The organism is Streptomyces sp. NPDC003023, from assembly GCF_042888225.1.
GTDB lineage: Bacteria > Actinomycetota > Actinomycetes > Streptomycetales > Streptomycetaceae > Streptomyces.
In genome coordinates this window covers 150,839-169,265 of sequence record NZ_JBIAPL010000002.1, presented here as the reverse complement: position 1 = coordinate 169,265, position 18,427 = coordinate 150,839, and the positions used below count along the sequence as shown (strand labels likewise).

Genomic DNA, 18,427 nt, shown 5'->3' with positions numbered 1-18,427 from the left:
CGCGCGCCCCGGCGTCGGGCGCCTCAGGCGCCCTCGGGGGCCGCTCGGCCGACGACCGCTCCGGCCCGGTCGATGCACACGACGTCCACCGAAACCGGCGCGCCCCGCAGGACGGCGCGTGCCTGGTCGCGCGCGGCCGCCGCCACCAGGTCGCCGAGGGGGACACCGGCCGCGCGGCACATCTGGAGCGCGGCGAGGCCCGTGTTGGCGGCCGCGATCTCGGACGCGAGCGCCTCGTCCGCGCCGCCCCGTCTCGCCAGGTCCGCCAGGAACGACTTGTCGACCTGCGAGCGGCCGGAGTGCAGGTCCAGATGACCGGCGGCCAGCTTGGAGAGCTTGGCGAAACCCCCGCAGATGGTGAGGCGTTCGACAGGGTGGCGACGTACGTACTTCAGCACCGCGCCCGCGAAGTCGCCCATGTCGAGCAGCGCGTCCTCCGGCAGCCCGTACAGCGAGACGACGGTCTTCTCCGACGTGGAGCCGGTGCAGCCGGCGACGTGTGTACGGCCCGCCGCCCGCGCCACGTCCACGCCGCGCCGGATCGAGTCGATCCAGGCGGAGCACGAGTAGGGCACGACGATCCCCGTCGTACCGAGGACGGACAGTCCGCCCAGGATCCCGAGCCGGGGGTTCCAGGTGGAGCGGGCGATCTCCTCGCCGTGGTCGACGGAGACGGTGATCTCGACGTCGCCGCTGCCGCCGTGCCGCTCGGCGACCCGGGCCACGTGGTCGCGCATCATCTGCCGCGGCACGGGGTTGATCGCGGGTTCGCCGACGTCGAGCGGCAGTCCGGGACGGGTGACCGTTCCGACCCCGGGGCCCGCCCGGAAGGCGACACCGGACCCGGCGGGCAGCAGGCGTACCGTCGCGCGGACCAGTGCGCCGTGCGTGACGTCCGGGTCGTCGCCGGCGTCCTTGACGACGCCGGCCATGACCCGGTCGCCGGAGAGCTCCTCCGCGGCCAGCGCGAAGGACGGCGTCTGTCCCTTGGGCAGGGTGATCGTCACCGGGTCGGGGAACTCCCCGGTCAGCAGTGCCGTGTACGCGGCGGTCGTCGCCGCCGTCGCGCAGGCACCGGTCGTCCAGCCGGGCCGCAGACCGGTGTGCTTGAGTTGGGCCTCACGCCCGCCACCTGTTCCCGAGCTCATGGACGGACTCCGATGCACGTACTGATCCTCGGCGGGACGACCGAGGCCCGGCTGCTCGCACAGACGCTGCACGCCACCACCGGTGTGCGCGTCACCAGCAGCCTCGCGGGCCGGGTCGCCGCCCCCAGGATGCCTCCCGGCGAGGTCCGGGTCGGCGGGTTCGGCGGGGCCGAGGGCATGGCGCGGTGGCTGTGCGAGCACGAGGTCGGCGCGGTCATCGACGCCACCCATCCTTTCGCCGGAACGATCAGTTTCAACGCGGCCGGGGCCGCCGCCGACGCCCATGTTCCCCTGCTGGCGCTGCGCCGCCCCGGCTGGGCGGCGGCGGACGGCGACGACTGGCACCCGGTCGGCTCCCTGGAGGAGGCCGCGGCGGCCGCCCGGGCGCTGGGCAGCAGGGTTTTTCTGACCACCGGCCGGATGGGGCTCGCCTCCTTCGCGCACATCGACGACGTCTGGTTCCTGGTGAGGTCCGTCGACGCGCCCGACGGCCCCTGCCCGCCCAGCATGGACGTGCTGCTGGACCGGGGCCCGTTCACCCTCGACGGCGAGCGCGAGCTGCTGCGCCGCCACCGCGTCGACGTACTCGTCACCAAGGACAGCGGCGGCGCGGCGACCGCGCCGAAGCTGACGGCGGCGCGGGAGGCGGGCGTGCCCGTGGTGATCGTGCGCCGCCCGCCCGTCCCCGACGGGGTCCCCGTCGTCACCGGTCCCGAGGAGGCCGCCGCCTGGCTGGCGGCCTACTCCGGGTAGCGCCGCGGGGTCCAGACGATCTCCTCGCCGCCGCCCCTGCGCACGACCTGTGTCTGAGAGGACCCGATCAGCAGGATCGTGCGCATGTCGACCTGTGCGGGGTCGAGTTCGCCGAGCCGTACGATCCGTACGCTCTCCTCCGGTCCACCGACGTCCCGGCCGAGTACCACGGGCGTGTCGGGCGCGCGGTGCCCGAGGAGCAGTTCGCGGGCCTTGCCCACCTGCCAGGTGCGGCTGCGGGAGCCCGGGTTGTAGAGCGCGAGCACCAGGTCGGCGGCGGCCGCGGCGGCCAGTCGCTCGGCGATGACCTCCCAGGGCTTGAGCCGGTCGGAGAGCGAGATCACCGCGTAGTCGTGGCCGAGCGGCGCACCGGCCTTCGCGGCGGCGGCGTTGGCGGCGGTGACGCCGGGGAGCACCCGTACGGGCACGTCCGTGTACGCGTCCTGGGAGGCGACCTCCAGTACGGCCGTGGCCATGGCGAAGACGCCCGGGTCGCCGCCGGAGACGACCGCGACGCGCCGTCCGCGCCGTGCGAGGTCGAGCGCGAACTCGGCGCGTTCGGACTCGACCTTGTTGTCGGAGCCGTGCCTGATCTGGCCGGGGCGCTGCGGCACACGGTCCAAGTAGGTGGTGTAGCCGACGAGTTCGTCGGCGTCGGCGAGGGCGCGCCGCGTCTCCGGGGTGAGCCACAACGGCCCGGCGGGGCCGGTGCCGACGACCACGACCTCCCCGCGGCCGGCGGCCGGCCGGGGGTTCGCGATTCGGCTCGGGACGACGGCGACGGAGAAGTACGGCACGGACTCCGGGTCGATGCCGGCGAGTAGGCCGGTGCGTTCGCCGCTCATCGTGGCCCGCTCCACGTAACGGGCCTCGTCCAGCCGCCCGGCGGTCTCCAGCGCCCCCCGTACGGCGGGGAACGTGCGGCCGAGCTTCATCACGACGGCCGAGTCGGTCGAGGCGAGACGGGCGGTCAGCTCCTCCTGCGGCAGCGTGCCGGGAATGATCGTCAGCACCTCCTCCGCCTCGCACAGCGGCGTGCCGAGCCTTGCCGCGGCGGCGCTGACGGAGGTGACACCGGGGATGACCTCGGTCGGGTAGCGGTGCGCGAGCCGCTTGTGCATGTGCTGGTACGAGCCGTAGAAGAACGGGTCGCCCTCGGCGAGCACGGCGACCGTGCGCCCGGCGTCGAGGTGTGCGGCGAGACGTGCCGCGGCCTCCTCGTAGAAGTCGTCCAGCGCGCCCCGGTAACCGCCGGGATGGTCGGTGGTCTCGACGGTGATCGGGTACATCAGACGCTCCTCGATGTGCTCGGGGCGCAGATGCGGGGCGGCGATCGACCGGGCGATGGAACGGCCGTGGCGGGCGCAGTGGTACGCGACCACGTCGGCCTCGGCGATGGCACGCGCGGCGCGCAGGGTCATCAGTTCCGGGTCGCCGGGGCCGAGTCCGACGCCGTACAGACGGCCCGTCTTCTGCTCGCTCATTCCGTCTCACTCGCGATCGCGTTGACTGCGGCGGCGGCCATCGCGCTGCCGCCCCGGCGCCCGCGCACCACCAGGTGCTCGAGGCCCAGCGGGTGCGCGGCGAGCGCCTCCTTCGACTCGGCCGCACCGATGAAGCCGACGGGCACGCCGATGATCGCCGCCGGGCGCGGCGCGCCCTCCTCGATCATCTCCAGCAGCCGGAACAGCGCGGTGGGCGCGTTGCCGACGGCGACCACGGAGCCTTCGAGACGGTCGCGCCACAGTTCAAGGGCGGCGGCGGACCGGGTGGTGCCCGTCTTCGCCGCCAGGTCGGGCACGGACGGGTCGGAGAGCGTGCAGATCACATCGTTGTCGGCGGGCAGTCGCTTGCGGGTGACGCCGCTGGCGACCATCTGCGCGTCGCACAGGATCGGCGCGCCGGAGCGCAGGGCGGCGCGGGCGCGGACGACGACGTCCGGGCTGTGGACGAGGTCGGCGACGAGATCGACCATCCCGCAGGCGTGGATCATGCGGACCGCGACCTGAGAGACCTCGGGCGGCAACCCGGCGAGGTCCGCCTCCGCGCGGATCGTGGCAAAGGACTGGCGGTAGATGGCCGCCCCGTCCTTCTCGTACTCGAACACGGTGCTCTCGCTCACTTCGTCGGGGTCGTGGAGGTCGTCGTAGACGTCTGGTGCGTGTGGTGCGTGTGGTGCGACTGGTGCGTGTGCTGTGACCGGGGTGCCTGGGTGGTGACGGCGCGCGCCGCCTCGAGGGCGCCGGCGAGTTCGTGAAGGGGGACGCTTTGGGGCGGCGCGCCGGGCGCGGTCACCTCGTAGCGGCCGTCGCCGGCCGCGACGACGGCGACCGCGGCGCCGCGGGGGTGACCGCAGCGGCGTTCGCAGCCGGACCAGTACACGGGCAGGCCGCCCGCGCCCGCCGGGAGGAGTGCGGTGGCGTCCGCCCGTACGTCCGCGAGGGACTTGGCGCAGCCGGGCCGGCCGGTGCAGGCGCCGACGCCGAGCCACGGCGAGGCGGAGCCGGTGACGAGCCCGGCGCCGGCGAGCACGCCCATCCGGTCCTTCCCCGCGCCGGGCACGACGACGCCCCGCCAGGGTGTGACGCGCAACTCCCCCGTGCCGTACCGCTCGGCGGTGGCGGCGAGCAGCCGCCACGCGGAGGCGGTGACCCGCCCGAGCGGCACGAGCGCGTAGAGCCCGCCCCGGCCGGGCCCGCGGATGTGGCCGGGGCGAGGCACGCCGTTCCCGTCCCGGCCCTGTACGTGCGCGCCGGACACACCGCTCCCGGGCACGCCGCGGACGAGGCCGGGCCCTCGCGGCGCGCTCTGCGCTCCAGGCCGCTCGTGACCGGCCCTCTCCGGGCTGCTCGCCACGACCGCCCCCGCGCCGGGTGAGTCCCCGGGCAGCGGCAAAGCCGCGCGGGCCGTCTCCTGTCCCGCGGATCCGGCCCCCCGGTGCACGGACGTCACGCCGCCCGCCGCGGTCACCGCGCCGCCCACGTGCGAAGGCCGCGCGCTGCCGCCGACGGAGGCGGCGTCCCTGCCGGGCCCGCCGGCATCCGCCGCCGGGTTCCCTCCCGGGGCGGTCGGAGCGGACACTCCGCCTCCCTCCGGCAGAGCCACGACCGCCCCCGCGCCGGGTGAGTCCCCGGACAGCGGCAAAGCCGCGCGGGCCGCGTCCCCGGCCGGCGTGTCCGCGCCCTCGACGGGCGTCGCCTCGATACCGGCCGCGACAGTGCGCCCCGCGAGGTCCGCGGCCGACACCGCGTACGCCGCCGGGAGTTCACGGGCCCGCCACGCCCGCGTGGCACTCGCGGCCGCCGCGTCGAGGAAGGCGCAGGCCGCGAGCAGCATGACGCGGGGCCCGTCCTCGGTCCGGACGCGGACCGTCGCCTCGCCGACCGTCACGCGCGCGTTCGCGCCGCCCCGCTCTGCGAGCAACATCACATCCGCCGCGAGCTCCGCCATGTCCCCGCGGCCGTCGTCCAGCGAGAACAGGAAACGTCCGGAGAGCTCCGTCGCACGCTCGCTCGCGCACAGCAGGGCGTCCAGCTCCCGTACCAGCGGCTGCACATCGGTGTGACCCTGCCCGTCGAGGCCGGACAACGGGGAGGCGACGACGTTGCGGACCCGTTCGTGGCGGGGGGAGGGCAGCAGCCCGGCGGTGTCCAGAAGCGCGGCCAACTCCCTTCCGCAGCCCGCCCCGAGGCCACGCAGCTGGAGGTTGCCGCGGGAGGTGATGTCGAGCGCGCCGTCGCCCAGCCGCTCGGCCGCGTCGGCGAGCGCGTACGCCTGGGCCGCGCTCAGGACGCCCGCCGGGACGCGGACGCGCGCCAGCGCACCGTCGTCCGCGGTGTGCAGACGCAGTGCGCCGGGGCAGGCATCACCGCGGTCCCGGGCGGGAGTTACGGGAGTTTCGTCCCTGTCCGGGCGGTTCGAGGGGGCCGGAGGCATGGCGGCGAGCATACCGACCATCACACAAGCCCCCCCCTGCTGCACCCGACCGCCCCCGGAGCGCCCCCGGGCGCCCTACCCGGCAGGTGACCGCCCTACTATGCTGCTCGGCGGGCCGAACGGCCCGCCACCGCCGAAGACGGCGTCAGGGGAGGAAGCCCGGTGAGATTCCGGCGCGGTCCCGCCACTGTGAGCCCGGCACCTGCCGGGTGAGTCAGGAACTCCCGCCGTCCTTCACCAGCCCGGGGCGCGGAAACCCCGAGGAAGGCCAGACGCCGCATGTCGCACTCGTCCGAGGGACGCCCCGCGCACCCCAGCCACAGCCCGAGCCCCGATGCCGGTCCCGGCATCCTGCTCCTGTCGACCTCCGACACCGACCTGCTGAGCGCACGCGCCGCGACCGGCCCGGTCACATACCGCTTCGCGAACCCGGCCCGCCTTCCCCTCGAAGAGCTGCCCGCCCTGCTGGAGGGCGCTGACCTCGTCGTCGTGCGCCTCCTCGGCGGGCTGCGCGCCTGGCAGGACGGCATCGACCTGCTGCTCGCGCAAGGCCGCCCCGTCGTCGTCCTCACCGGCGAACAGGCACCCGACGCCCAGCTGATGGAGGCCTCCACGGTCCCGATCGGTATCGCGGCCGAGGCCCACGCCTACCTCGCGCACGGCGGCCCCTCGAACCTGGAGCAGCTGGCCCGCTTCCTGTCCGACACCGTGCTGCTCACCGGCCACGGCTTCGAACCCCCCGCCGCCGCGCCCTCCTGGGGCCGGCTGTCCCGCACGCCCCGTTCGGAGAACCCGGCGGGCCCGCTGGTCGCGGTGCTCTACTACCGGGCCCACCACATGAGCGGCAACACCGCCTTCGTGGACACCCTGTGCGGTGCGATCGAGGATGCGGGCGCCCGCGCGCTGCCGCTGTACGTGGCGTCCCTGCGCGCCCCGGAGCCCGAGCTGCTGGACCAACTGCGGGAGGCCGACGCCCTGGTGACGACGGTCCTCGCGGCGGGCGGCACCCGCCCGGCGGAGGCGTCCGCCGGCGGCGACGACGAGTCGTGGGACGCGGGCGCGCTCGCCGCCCTCGACGTACCGATCCTCCAGGCGCTGTGCCTGACCGGGTCGCGCTCGGCGTGGGAGGAGAGCGACGAGGGCCTCTCGCCGCTCGACGCGGCCAGCCAGGTCGCCGTCCCCGAGTTCGACGGCCGGCTGATCACCGTCCCGTTCTCCTTCAAGGAGATCGACCAGGACGGCCTGCCCTCCTACGTGGCCGACGCCGAGCGCGCCGCCCGCGTCGCCGGGATCGCCGTCCGCCACGCCCGGCTGCGCCACATCCCGAACGCCGAGAAGCGCCTCGCACTGGTGCTGTCCGCGTACCCGACGAAGCACTCCCGCATCGGCAACGCGGTCGGCCTGGACACCCCCGCCTCCGCCGTGTCACTGCTGCGCCGGCTGCGCGGCGAGGGATACGACTTCGGCGACGAGGCGGTCCCCGGCCTCGAGTCCGGCGACGGCGACGAACTCATCCACGCCCTGATCGAGGCCGGCGGCCACGACCAGGAGTGGCTGACGGAGGAGCAGCTGGCCCGCAATCCGGTGCGCATCCCGGCCGCCGACTACAAGCGCTGGTACGCGACGCTGCCCGCCGAGCTGCGCGAGTCCGTCGAGGAGCACTGGGGCCCGGCCCCCGGCGAGATGTTCCTGGACCGTTCGCGCAACCCCGAGGGCGACATCGTGCTCACCGCCCTGCGCCGCGGGAACCTGCTGATCCTCATCCAGCCGCCGCGCGGGTTCGGCGAGAACCCGATCGCGATCTACCACGACCCCGATCTGCCGCCGTCGCACCACTACCTGGCCGCCTACCGCTGGATCGCCGCCGCCGCGGCCGACGGGGGCTTCGGCGCGGACGCGATGATCCACCTCGGCAAGCACGGCAACCTCGAGTGGCTGCCGGGCAAGAACGCGGGCCTGTCCGCGGCCTGCGGCCCCGACGCCGCGCTCGGCGACCTGCCGCTGGTCTACCCGTTCCTCGTCAACGACCCCGGCGAGGGCACCCAGGCCAAGCGCCGCGTCCACGCGACGCTCGTGGACCACCTGGTGCCGCCGATGGCACGCGCCGAGTCGTACGGCGACATCGCGCGCCTGGAACAGCTGCTGGACGAGTACGCGCAGATCTCGTCCATGGACCCGTCCAAGCTGCCCGCGATCCGCGCCCAGATCTGGACCCTGATCCAGGCCGCGAAGCTCGACCACGACCTGGGTCTGGAGGACCGGCCCGACGACGACGGGTTCGACGACTTCCTGCTGCACGTCGACGGCTGGCTGTGCGAGATCAAGGACGCGCAGATCCGAGACGGCCTGCATGTGCTGGGCGGCGCCCCGACCGGCCCCGAGCGCGTCAACCTGGTGCTGTCCATCCTGCGTGCCCGCCAGATCTGGGGCGGCACTCAGGCCCTGATCGGCCTGCGCGAGGCGCTCGGCCTCGACGAGTCCGCGGCGACCCGTACGACCGCCGACGAGGCGGAGGCCACGGCCCGCGAACTGGTCGAGGCGATGGAGGCGGCGGGCTGGGACCCGGACGCGGTGCCCGACTCGCACGGCCCCGACGTCACGGCGATCCTGCGGTTCGCCGCGCTGGAGGTCGTGCCGCGTCTCGCCGGCACCACCGACGAGATCGACCACGCGGTGCACGCCCTGAACGGCGGTTTCGTCCCCGCCGGGCCCTCCGGCTCACCGCTGCGCGGCCTGGTCAACGTCCTCCCGACGGGCCGCAACTTCTACTCCGTCGACCCGAAGGCCGTGCCCTCGCGCCTCGCCTGGGAGACGGGCCAGGCCCTCGCCGACTCCCTCCTCGAGCGCTACCGCACCGACAACGGCGAGTGGCCCCCGTCGGTGGGCCTGTCCCTGTGGGGCACCAGCGCCATGCGCACGGCGGGCGACGACGTCGCGGAGGCGCTGGCCCTGCTGGGCGTCCGCCCCGTCTGGGACGACGCCTCGCGCCGTGTGACGGGCCTGGAGCCCGTACCGCTCGCGGAGCTGGGCCGCCCCCGCATCGACGTCACCCTGCGCATCTCGGGCTTCTTCCGTGACGCGTTCCCGCACACCATCGGCCTCCTCGACGACGCCGTCCGCCTGGCCGCCTCCCTCGACGAGCCGGCCGAGTCGAACTTCGTCCGCGCCCACGCCCAGGCCGACCTCGCGGAACACGGCGACGAGCGCCGGGCCACGACCCGTATCTTCGGCTCCCGCCCCGGCACGTACGGCGCGGGCCTGCTCCAGCTGATCGACAGCCGCGACTGGCGCACCGACGCGGACCTGGCCGAGGTCTACTCGGTGTGGGGCGGCTACGCGTACGGCCGCGGGCTGGAGGGCCGCCCGGCACGCGCGGAGATGGAGACGGCCTACCGCCGCATCACCGTCGCCGCGAAGAACACGGACACCCGCGAGCACGACATCGCCGACTCCGACGACTACTTCCAGTACCACGGCGGCATGGTCGCCACCGTCCGCGCCCTGCGCGGCACGGCCCCCGAGGCGTACATCGGCGACTCCACCCGCCCCGAGACGGTCCGCACCCGCACCCTCGTGGAGGAGACCTCACGGGTCTTCCGCGCCCGCGTGGTCAACCCGCGCTGGATCGAGGCGATGCGCCGCCACGGCTACAAGGGCGCCTTCGAGCTGGCGGCAACCGTCGACTACCTCTTCGGGTACGACGCGACGACGGGCGTCGTCGCGGACTGGATGTACGACAAGCTCACCGAGACGTACGTCCTCGACCCGGAGAACCGCGCCTTCCTCCAGCAGGCCAACCCGTGGGCACTGCACGGCATCGCGGAACGGCTGCTTGAGGCCGAGTCCCGCGGCATGTGGGCGAAGCCGGACCCGGCGGTGCTGGAGCAGCTGCGCCAGGTCTTCCTCGAGACCGAGGGCGACCTGGAGGACGACGAGTCGTAGCCCCCGGGGCGGGCGGGCCGCGTCAGCGGGCGGCGGCAGTGCGGGCCGGCCGCTGCGCGGCCCAGATCATGCCGGGAGCCACCAGCAGGACGGCGAGGCCCGCGAACCGCACGTAGGCCTGCGCCTGCTCCCCGGACACCAGGAGCACGGCTGCCACCTGCATCGCCAGGCCCGTGGCGACGAGCAGCTGCGCGTAGCCGAACAGCTTCGACCGCACGATGTGCCTGCGCTGCGACGGCAGCACCCACCCGGTGCGTACGGCGACGACCCCGAGCACCGCCACGGCGACGGCGAGCCCACCGAGCGGGACCCCCACGTACACGTTCATCGGAACCCGTCCCTGCTTGCCGGCCGGCCCGCTGCGGACCGAAGTCAGCAGATCATGCCACAGCGCCCCTACGGCTCGGTCAGCGTCAGTGTCCAATCGCCTTCCGAGGTCACGTTGACGTAGTAGGGGCCCTGGCTCGTCATCCTGGCGACGGTCGAGCCCTCGAAGTTCCCGATCTCGTTGTAGACCAGGTCCTGGGCCCTGCCCTTGGCGTCGATGACCGTGACGACGAAGTTGCCGGACCCGGTGTTGGTCCCCGCCACGGTGACCACATGGTCCGCGTCGAAGGGGCCTTCGAGGCGGTCGCCGCTGCCCGACCATTCCTGCGGCAGCGCGGCCGCCGGCTGGTCCCCGGGCTGTGTGATCTCGACGGTCCAGGGAGCGTCGGCGTTCACCTGGACCACATGGTTCCCCGCCTTCGCCTCCACGCCCTTGGTGCCCTCGTACGACCCGATCCGGTTGACGACGAGGTCCTTCACCTGGCGTTCGTCGTCGAGGAGTTCGACGATGAAGTTCTCCGTGCAGGAGGGGCACTCCGACCGCATCACGGCCAGCCCCTCGGTCAGCGCGAACTCCTCGGTCACCTCCTGGCCCGTACCACTGAGCGTGATCGGCGGCGCGGTCGGCGTCGGCTGCCGGACGCCCGCCGCTGCCCCGCCGGTCTGCACGGCGGTCAGTGCCACGACCAGCAGCACCACCGCGGCGACGACACTCCAGACCCGCCCCTGCCTTCGCCCGCCCTGCCAGTGGTCGGCCATGCCCGACTCCCTTCCTGCCCGTCACCGGCGCGACACCCACCGGCCCCACCTCCACGATCCGCGCGGCGGCCCCCCGCGCAACTCGGGACAGCGGACCGCACACCCTGCCCTCGTGCGAGCACAACCGGTCACCGCCCTGGATGCTCCGGGCCGGTCGGACGCGTCGATGGGACGGCGAGCGGACGCCGGTCGGACGCCGGTCGGACGCGCCGATGGGACGGCGAGCGGACGCCGGTCGGGCCGGATCTCCGCGACCGTGCCACGACGGGCCGCGCCCGTCGCTGTCCGCACGGTCGTTTCGCGGTTCGCGGCACGGGCACCCGTCGCGCGACGGCCGAGCCACGGCACGCCGCGCGGAAGCCGCACCGGCCCGGCGAAGGGGAGACGAGCAGGAGAACACGATGGCCATCACCACGACCGTGAAGGACATGCTGAACACGTACCCCGCCGACCTCGGCGGCGTCGACCGGCAGGCCCTGACCCGGTGCATCGAGGCGTGCGTCGCCTGTGCCCAGACATGCACCGCCTGCGCGGACGCCTGTCTGTCGGAGGGCATGGTGGGCGACCTGACGAAATGCATCCGCACCGACATGGACTGCGCCGACATCTGCACCGCCACCGCGGCCGTGCTCTCACGCCACACCGGGTACGACGCGAACATCACCCGCGCGATCGTGCGGGCCTGCGCCACCGCCTGCGCCGCGTGCGCGGACGAGTGCGAGAGCCACGCCGACATGCACGAGCACTGCCGGATCTGCGCCGAGGCGTGCCGGAACTGCGAACGGGCGTGCGACGAACTCCTCGCGTCCCTCGGGTGAGAAGGAGCGGGCGAGCGGGGCTCAGAACGGGCGGGTGGACAAACTCCCTGCCCAAGACGTGAGTTGGACCACCCTGACACGCGCCCGCGACCAACCGATTGGTCTAGGTTGGTGGTTCGGTCGAGGAATCGTTCGTGCCCAGGAGGCCTCTCGTGTCAGAACACGACCCCCAGCTCGCCGCCGCCGCAGACATACGCGCGCGTATCGACACGAGCAAGCCGCATTCCGCCCGCTTCTGGAACTACTTCGTGGGCGGCAAGGACAACTACGAGGTCGACCGGGAGACCGGCGACCACATCAAGGAGATCTTCCCGGGGCTCGTCGACGTCGCCCGCACGAGCCGCCAGTTCCTGGGCCGTGCGGTCCGGCATCTGGCGGTCGAGCAGGGTATACGCCAGTTCCTCGACATCGGCACCGGTCTGCCCACCGCGGACAACACCCACGAGGTGGCACAGCGGGTCGCCCCCGACTCACGGATCGTCTACGTCGACAGCGACCCGCTGGTGCTGGCCCACGCCCGGGCGCTGCTCACCAGCACGCCCGAAGGCCGAACCGCCTACCTGGACGCCGATCTCTACGACCCCGAGAGCATCCTGAAGGCCGCGTCGGGCACGCTGGACCTGTCCCGGCCCGTCGCACTGATGATCCTCAACACCCTCGGCCACGTCGCGGAGTACGAGCAGGCCCGGGAACTGGTGGGCAGGCTCATGGCTGGCCTGCCGTCCGGCAGTTACCTGGTGATCAGCGACAGCACCGCCACCAGCGAGGGCATGATCGCCGCATCCGCCGCGTACAACGCCAGTGGCGCGGTCCCCTACTACGTACGCAGCGTGGAGGAGATCGCCGGCTTCTTCGACGGTCTGGAACTGGCGGATCCGGGAGTCGTGCAGGTCACCGGGTGGCGTCCGGAGGCCGACGACGCGTCGGCCGGCGCCATGGCGGTCGACGCGTACGGCGCGGTGGGCCGCAAGGCGTAGCCGTCGTGACGGCGCCGCTCCCCGCCCGGGCCGGCGGGGAGCGGCGCCGTTTCCCGTGCAGCCGTCGTTTCCCGTGCAGCCGTCAGGACGGGCAACGGAACAGGGCAGTCCAGAGGAAGAGTTCGCCGAAATACGGGGACTCGGCGGGCTCGTCGTTCATGCGGCGCAGTTCGGTCTCCTCCAGGTCGGAGAAGATCCAGCGAAGGGACTCGGGCGTGTAGGCGAGTCCGCCGTGCAGGCCGGCCTGCCCGTAGAAGTCGGCGTCGGGAAGCTCCGAGCCCATCTCGCCGGAGGCGAAGCAGGTGAGGGAGAGACTGCCGCCGGGGGCGAGGACCCGGTCGAGGAGTGCGAGGTAGCTGACGCGCCGGTGGGGCGGCAGGTGGTGGAAGCAGCCCGAGTCGTGGATCAGGTCGTAGGGGCCACCGAATTCGGCGGGGTCGAGGGTGAAGGCGTCGCCGCAGTGGAAGCGGACAAAGTCGCCGGCACCGGATTCACGGGCGCGTTCCTGTGCCCATGAGATGGCCGTCGGCGACAGGTCGACGGCGTCCACCTCATACCCCAGGGACGCCAGGTACAGGGCGTTGCGGCCCGGTCCGCAGCCCAGATCGAGAGCCCGGCCGCCCTCGGGGATCAGGCCACGCTCGCGGTACGAGGCCAGGTTCTCGTCGGGCTTGGCCACGAAGAACGGAACGGGCTTGGAGCGGTCGTCGTAGAAGTCGTCCCACCAGTCGGCCGCGTCGGCCGTCCAGCGGTCGGCCTCCGGCGCGAACAGCCCGTCCATGAGCTTCAGGACATCGTCGACCGTGCGTATGTTCCGGTCCATCCGGACCCCCTTTCCCGATGGTTGAACGCTACGGCCAGAGGGCACAGAAGCCCAGCTCAGAGCCGGTTCGGGCAATCACGCGGAGGCCCTGGACGGGTGCCCTGCCCCGGCCCGGCGGCACCGCCGGGCCCCCGCCGCCGGGCCGGGCCGCGAGGCCGGGGAACGCCCGTCCGGTGCCCCTGAAGGGGCCTTGCGGGGCCGGGCCCGGCACTGTTTTCCGCCCGCTCCTCGTTCCGTCTGCCGCGACCGCCGCGCCTCCGGGCGCTGCGCGCGGACAACGCACAGCGACCCGGCGCGGACAGCGGCACGGGGTGCTGCCGGGCGCCCCGTACCCCGGCCGGCCGCTCCCCGGATGCCGCCACAGGGGTGACGCGGCAAGGTGGCCTTGGCCAGCCTTCCCGACCGGACGAGGAGCACCCATGTCCGTGATCCCCCAACGGCATGCCGCCGTCGCCGCGGCGACCGTGCTCCTCGCCCTCACCGCCGCGGGCTGTTCCGGACTCGACCGGACCGCCGTGGGGACATTCGTCTACGAGGGCGGGCACGAGCACCACACGACGGTGACGAGCCCCCGGGTCGCGGGCTGCCACCACTTCGAAGCGCCGGGCGCGGTCGGAGTCGAGAACAACACCCAGACCGACGCGGTCGTCTACCCGACGGACGACTGCTCCGGCAAGGAGTCGGTCTACGTGCCGTCCATGACGGCGGACGTCCCCGCGCCGGACGCGGGCCCCTGGCTCAGCTACAGCTTCGTCCACTGAGGCAGCCGCCGCGGAGGGCGCCACAACCCTTCTGCTCGGAGGCCCTCCGAGCAGGCCCCCTCCGAACGGAGCCCCCACCGGGGCAGGGCCGTCTGAGCGAAGCCCCACCGGGCAGGGCCCCTCTGAGCGGAGCCCCCACCGAGCGCCGTCAGAACAGGACGCGGGCCGTGACCAGGGCCGCGATCCCGTCCTCGTCGCCCTCGTACCGCAGCTCGCCGCCCGGCGGCCGTCCGGACAGATGCCGGGCGAAGGCGACCGCGTCGGCACGCACCGTGGCGACCGGTTCCCCGCTCCCCAGGCGGTGGCGTCCCCCGGCCGGACCCGACAGGTCCAGCAGGCACGGCGGGCCGGTCCAGTCGAGCGCCAGGTCCAGGACGATCTGGTTCATGATCTCCCGGTCGTGCTCGTCGAGCACCAGCTCGGCCCCCGTGGCGTCGCTGATGTCGATCCGGTGCATCCACGTGTCACGGGCGACGAGGACACTGTTCAGGTAGTCCATGGAGTCCTCCGGCAGCTCCTTCCCCTCGGGAAAGATCATGCTGAGCCGCATCCGCCGCCGCACCGGCGCGGGCATCCGCCGCAGCGACCGGGTGCCGCGCGGAGCCAGCCTCGCGAACTGGCGGACGAGTTCCGGGCCGGGCACCCCACTGCGGTCGGCGACCTGGCTCGCGTTGTGCCCGTCGAGGGCGCCGAGGCCGGGATGCGTCCGCCGGCCGTGCCGGATCCGGCTGATCATGAGCCACGGCTTGGGCAACTCCTCGTACTGCCCGACCTCGTGGGCGACCATGTCCCGTACGCTCCAGCCCGCACAGGCCGTGGGCTTCGACCACGCGTCGGGGCCCAACGAACCCAACGTCGCGAGCGAGGCGCGTATCTCCGCCTCGTTCACCTCACGGGCCCGCGCGGCGGAGGTGCGTGGGATCTCCTCCCTGGCGAAGACTGCCGGCGTGGTCATGGTGCGCCCTCCTCACGCCCGTCCGACACCCCCGTAATCAGGCTACGCCCGGCCCGATTCCCGCGCTGACGAGCCGCATCGCGGCCACCGGGTCCGGCGCTCTGGTGACCGTCCTGCCGACGACGACGTACGAGGCTCCGGCGGCGACCGCGGCCTGCGCAGTGCCCGGTCTGGCGTGCCCGGCCGGTGACTCCCCCGGGAGCGAGACCCCCGGTGTGACGATCAGGCCGTCCGGGCCCAGCAGGCTCCGCAGTGACGCGGCCTCCTGCGGCGACGCGATCACACCGTGGCAGCCGGCCAGCCGGGCGAGACCGGCCAGCCGCAGCACCTGCGCCCGGGGGTCCGCCGCGACGCCGATGTCGGCGAGATCGGATCCGGTCATGCTGGTGACCACGGTCAGCGCGAGCACCCGCAACCGGGGAAAGTCCCGGGCCGCTTCGACGGCGGCCGCCATGATGCCCGTACCGCCCATGCTGTGCACGGTCACCATGGACGCCCCAAGCGCGCCGGCGGCACGGACCGCTCCGGCGACCGAGTTCGGGATCTCGAAGAGCTTCAGGTCCAGAAACACGTCCTTGCCCTCGGCGACGAGCTTCTCGACCAGGCCGGGTCCGGCGGCGGTGAGCAGCTCGAGACCGATCTTGTAGAAGCCGCAGTCGTCACCGAGCCGGGCGACCACTTCCTCGGCCGCCCGCCGGTTGTCGAAATCCAGCGCCACGATGACACGTTCGGTCCGCTCCACGACCGCATTACCTCACGCGACCGGCAGCCCTGTCATACCCCGGGCGGAAGCCGGTACCGTGCGGTCATGACCGTTCGTACGGGATTTCCCGTTCTGTTCCTGGACATCGACGGAACGCTCCTGCCCTTCGGAGGCGGAGGAGGCGGACGGCCCCCGGCGGCCCTGAAGGGGGACGCCTGGCAGAACATGTCGAATCCGCAACTGGCCAAGCTCGACCGCGCGCACGGGCCGCGTCTGCTGGCGCTGCCCTGTGCGCTGATGTGGGCGACCGCGTGGATGGAGGACGCCAACGAGGTGGTGTCGCCGCTGCTCGGCCTGCCCGAACTGCCGGTGACCGCCCTGCCGGGCATTCAGGACCCGCCGGACACGCTCGAGGAGTACGAGGCGAGGGGGCTGCACTGGAAAACCCGCGCCCTCGTCGAAGCGGCGGCCGGACGGCCGTTCGCATGGGTCGACGACGAGATCACCGAAGCGGACCGGGCGTGGGTGGCGACGCACCATCGAGGTCAGGCACTCCTCCACCGCGTCGACTCCGCGGTCGGCCTCACAGAGACGGACTTCGCCGTGCTCGACGACTGGCTGCGCGGGACCTCTGCCGCGGCAGAAGGCCCGCGCAGCGACGATCGGCGCGTCGAGGACTCCACCGCGGCCCGCCCCGCGGCGACTGCTACCCGTGCCGGTTCACGACCGCCTTCTCGCCGCTGCCGCTCCTCCTGATCCGCCGTACCGATCCGGCCACTCCCGCCGTCACGCACGCCAGTGCCACCAGCAACGCACTGACCCACAACGGGGAGCGGTAGCCGAGGCCGGCGGCGATGGCGGCACCGCCCGCGAACGGCCCGACCGCCGCACCCACGTTGAAGGCCGAGGTCGCGAACGCCCCACCGAGGAAAGGGGCTTTCGCCGCCGCGTACAGCACCCGGGCGATCAGTGTCGATCCGACGGCGAACGACAGCGCCCCCTGGACGAACACGAACAGGAACGTCGCCGTCGTACTGCCCGCGGCGGCCGCGAAGATCACCCATCCGACGAGGAGTGCGGCGCCACCCGACAACAGGATCCGCTTCGGCCGCGTGTCGGCCATGCGCCCTCCCACGGTCACACCGACGAAGGCCCCGGTCCCGAAGAGTGCCAGCATGACCGGGACCCAACCCGTCCCGAATCCGGCGACGTCGGTGACCAGCGGAGCGAGATAGGTGAAGGTGCAGAACGTCGCCGCGTTCACCAAGGCGCCCAGGAGCAGCGTCACCAGCAGCCGGGGGTCGCGCAGAGCACCTAGTTCACGGCGGACACCGGGCCGCGACGCGTCCCCCGGTACCGCCACCGCCTGTCCGGGCCGCGGCGCGCCCCCCGGTACCGACCGGACGATCGCGAAGACGACCGGTATGCAGACGAGCGCGACTCCCCAGAAAGCCGAGCGCCAGCCCCACAGTTGCCCCAGCACCGCGCCGGCGGGAACTCCCACCACGCAGGCAACGGTGACCCCGCCGAGCAGGACGGACGTCGCCCGCCCCTTGGCCTCGGGCGCTACCAGATCGGCCGCCGTCGCCAGGCCCACGGCCAGGAACCCGGCATTGGCCAGCGCCCCGACGACCCGGGTGACCAGCAGCACACCGAAGCTCGTCGTCAGCGCGCCCACGACGTGGGCCAGTGCGAAGGCGATCAGGAAGACGAGCAGCACCCGTCGCCTCGGCCACCGGAGGCTGAGCACGGTCATCAGCGGTGCGCCGACGATCATCCCCACGGCGAACGCCGAGGTCAGCGCCCCGGCGGCGGGAACGGACACCTGGAGATCGGCAGCGATCCCCGGCACCAGACCGGACAGCATGAACTCGGACGTCCCCTGGGCGAAGACCGCCAGTCCGAGCATGTAGACAGCAATTGGCACGACAGGACTCCACAACCGCATCGCAATGGAATGACGAGAGACCGCGGCGGGCCGAGGCGCACCGGGACCGGACGTTCCGCACAGCACGTGGAAAGGCGGAATGGCGGGACGGGCCGGCCGGCGGGCGCATGCGGGAACACCGCGTGAAGGACGGCAATCCCGGTGCGGCATCGCGGACTTCACCACGGGGCGATGACAGCGACGCGGAGCCCAGGAGGAACCGGTCCGTAAGACGGCACTCCGGTGGCGGGGTACGCGGAAGGAACACGCGGCCTCAGCAGAGACGGCGCCTCAGCAACGCGACACGACGAACAGCCACCGGGAGACGGTGGCTAGCGTCTTGACGCCTCAGGGCCTGCCATGAGCCCACCGTAGTGACATCAGCCGCGCGCCGTCCACGGCATATCCCCCCGCGACGGGCCCCGATGGGACGGCGTGTCAACCACGGCCGGCCTCACGCAGCCCCGCCTCTCCCGAGAACAACCGTCCGCCGCCCACACGTTGTACGCGTCCTTCAGTCTGTCGTCACGGTCGTCCCCGTCATGGCGCCGACCGGCAGCACGCCGACAGCGAACGCGGCCCCCCTCTGCCCCGGGGG

General features: G+C 73.3%; 15 protein-coding genes, 1 pseudogene and 1 riboswitch. Of the genes and pseudogenes, 6 read left to right on the top strand and 10 right to left on the bottom strand.

Annotation, left to right across the window (positions count from 1 at the left end):
• Nucleotides 1-23: 23 nt before the first annotated feature.
• A complete protein-coding gene (locus tag ACFYV1_RS08965) occupies nucleotides 24-1,148 on the bottom strand; it encodes a cobalt-precorrin-5B (C(1))-methyltransferase (RefSeq protein ID WP_389394758.1) in 1,125 nt (374 codons plus the stop codon).
• Between the two features lie 12 nt (nucleotides 1,149-1,160).
• Between ACFYV1_RS08965 and ACFYV1_RS08960 the strand changes: the two genes are divergently transcribed.
• A complete protein-coding gene (locus tag ACFYV1_RS08960; RefSeq protein ID WP_389394757.1) occupies nucleotides 1,161-1,901 on the top strand; it encodes a cobalt-precorrin-6A reductase in 741 nt (246 codons plus the stop codon).
• Here the strand turns inward: ACFYV1_RS08960 and ACFYV1_RS08955 are convergent.
• From ACFYV1_RS08955 to ACFYV1_RS08945, 3 genes are read right to left on the bottom strand one after another with little or no spacing between them, the layout of a single operon-like run.
• On the bottom strand, nucleotides 1,889-3,385 hold the full coding sequence (locus ACFYV1_RS08955; RefSeq protein WP_389394756.1) for a precorrin-2 C(20)-methyltransferase: 1,497 nt from the start codon (nucleotides 3,383-3,385) through the stop codon (nucleotides 1,889-1,891). The two genes, ACFYV1_RS08960 and ACFYV1_RS08955, sit on opposite strands and share 13 nt — an antisense overlap.
• Nucleotides 3,382-4,008, bottom strand: coding sequence for a precorrin-8X methylmutase (locus tag ACFYV1_RS08950; protein WP_389395263.1), 627 nt, complete (start codon nucleotides 4,006-4,008; stop codon nucleotides 3,382-3,384). The genes ACFYV1_RS08955 and ACFYV1_RS08950 overlap by 4 nt, the downstream gene beginning before the upstream one ends.
• Nucleotides 4,009-4,019: 11 nt before the next feature.
• Nucleotides 4,020-5,837: a hypothetical protein gene (locus ACFYV1_RS08945; RefSeq protein ID WP_389394755.1), complete on the bottom strand. Its 1,818-nt coding sequence runs from the start codon at nucleotides 5,835-5,837 to the stop codon at nucleotides 4,020-4,022.
• A gap of 151 nt (nucleotides 5,838-5,988) precedes the next feature.
• A riboswitch (cobalamin riboswitch) is annotated at nucleotides 5,989-6,061 on the top strand.
• Between the two features lie 55 nt (nucleotides 6,062-6,116).
• On the opposite strand from ACFYV1_RS08945, the gene cobN reads away from it, so the two are divergent.
• Nucleotides 6,117-9,779, top strand: coding sequence for a cobaltochelatase subunit CobN (cobN, locus tag ACFYV1_RS08940; RefSeq protein WP_389394754.1), 3,663 nt, complete (start codon nucleotides 6,117-6,119; stop codon nucleotides 9,777-9,779).
• 22 nt (nucleotides 9,780-9,801) lie between these two features.
• Here cobN and ACFYV1_RS08935 read toward each other — a convergent pair whose 3' ends face one another.
• A complete protein-coding gene (locus tag ACFYV1_RS08935) occupies nucleotides 9,802-10,107 on the bottom strand; it encodes a hypothetical protein (protein WP_389394753.1) in 306 nt (101 codons plus the stop codon).
• A 68-nt stretch (nucleotides 10,108-10,175) separates the two neighbouring features.
• Nucleotides 10,176-10,865 (bottom strand): hypothetical protein, encoded by a 690-nt coding sequence (locus ACFYV1_RS08930; protein WP_389394752.1) that lies wholly within the window; start codon nucleotides 10,863-10,865, stop codon nucleotides 10,176-10,178.
• A 407-nt stretch (nucleotides 10,866-11,272) separates the two neighbouring features.
• Between ACFYV1_RS08930 and ACFYV1_RS08925 the strand changes: the two genes are divergently transcribed.
• Nucleotides 11,273-11,683, top strand: coding sequence for a four-helix bundle copper-binding protein (locus ACFYV1_RS08925; RefSeq protein WP_389395262.1), 411 nt, complete (start codon nucleotides 11,273-11,275; stop codon nucleotides 11,681-11,683).
• Nucleotides 11,684-11,835: 152 nt separating this feature from the next.
• On the top strand, nucleotides 11,836-12,660 hold the full coding sequence (locus ACFYV1_RS08920) for an SAM-dependent methyltransferase (protein WP_389394751.1): 825 nt from the start codon (nucleotides 11,836-11,838) through the stop codon (nucleotides 12,658-12,660).
• An 82-nt stretch (nucleotides 12,661-12,742) separates the two neighbouring features.
• On the opposite strand, the gene ACFYV1_RS08915 is transcribed toward ACFYV1_RS08920, so the two are convergent.
• Complete coding sequence (locus ACFYV1_RS08915; protein ID WP_389394750.1) at nucleotides 12,743-13,483, bottom strand: class I SAM-dependent methyltransferase; 741 nt, start codon at nucleotides 13,481-13,483, stop codon at nucleotides 12,743-12,745.
• 419 nt (nucleotides 13,484-13,902) lie between these two features.
• On the opposite strand from ACFYV1_RS08915, the gene ACFYV1_RS08910 reads away from it, so the two are divergent.
• Nucleotides 13,903-14,244 (top strand): hypothetical protein, encoded by a 342-nt coding sequence (locus ACFYV1_RS08910; RefSeq protein ID WP_389394749.1) that lies wholly within the window; start codon nucleotides 13,903-13,905, stop codon nucleotides 14,242-14,244.
• Between the two features lie 148 nt (nucleotides 14,245-14,392).
• Here the strand turns inward: ACFYV1_RS08910 and ACFYV1_RS08905 are convergent, their stop codons facing one another.
• Nucleotides 14,393-15,199, bottom strand: coding sequence for a maleylpyruvate isomerase family mycothiol-dependent enzyme (locus ACFYV1_RS08905; RefSeq protein WP_389394748.1), 807 nt, complete (start codon nucleotides 15,197-15,199; stop codon nucleotides 14,393-14,395).
• A 37-nt stretch (nucleotides 15,200-15,236) separates the two neighbouring features.
• Nucleotides 15,237-15,941: an orotidine-5'-phosphate decarboxylase gene (pyrF, locus tag ACFYV1_RS08900; protein ID WP_389394747.1), complete on the bottom strand. Its 705-nt coding sequence runs from the start codon at nucleotides 15,939-15,941 to the stop codon at nucleotides 15,237-15,239.
• A gap of 66 nt (nucleotides 15,942-16,007) precedes the next feature.
• Here pyrF and ACFYV1_RS08895 point away from each other — a divergent pair.
• Nucleotides 16,008-16,526, top strand: a pseudogene (locus ACFYV1_RS08895) (hypothetical protein); the annotation flags it as partial.
• Between the two features lie 82 nt (nucleotides 16,527-16,608).
• On the opposite strand, the gene ACFYV1_RS08890 reads toward ACFYV1_RS08895, so the two are convergent.
• The gene (locus ACFYV1_RS08890) at nucleotides 16,609-17,829 is read right to left on the bottom strand and encodes a Cmx/CmrA family chloramphenicol efflux MFS transporter (RefSeq protein ID WP_389394746.1); all 1,221 of its coding nucleotides are present in this window, start codon (nucleotides 17,827-17,829) and stop codon (nucleotides 16,609-16,611) included.
• Between the last annotated feature and the right edge of the window lie 598 nt (nucleotides 17,830-18,427).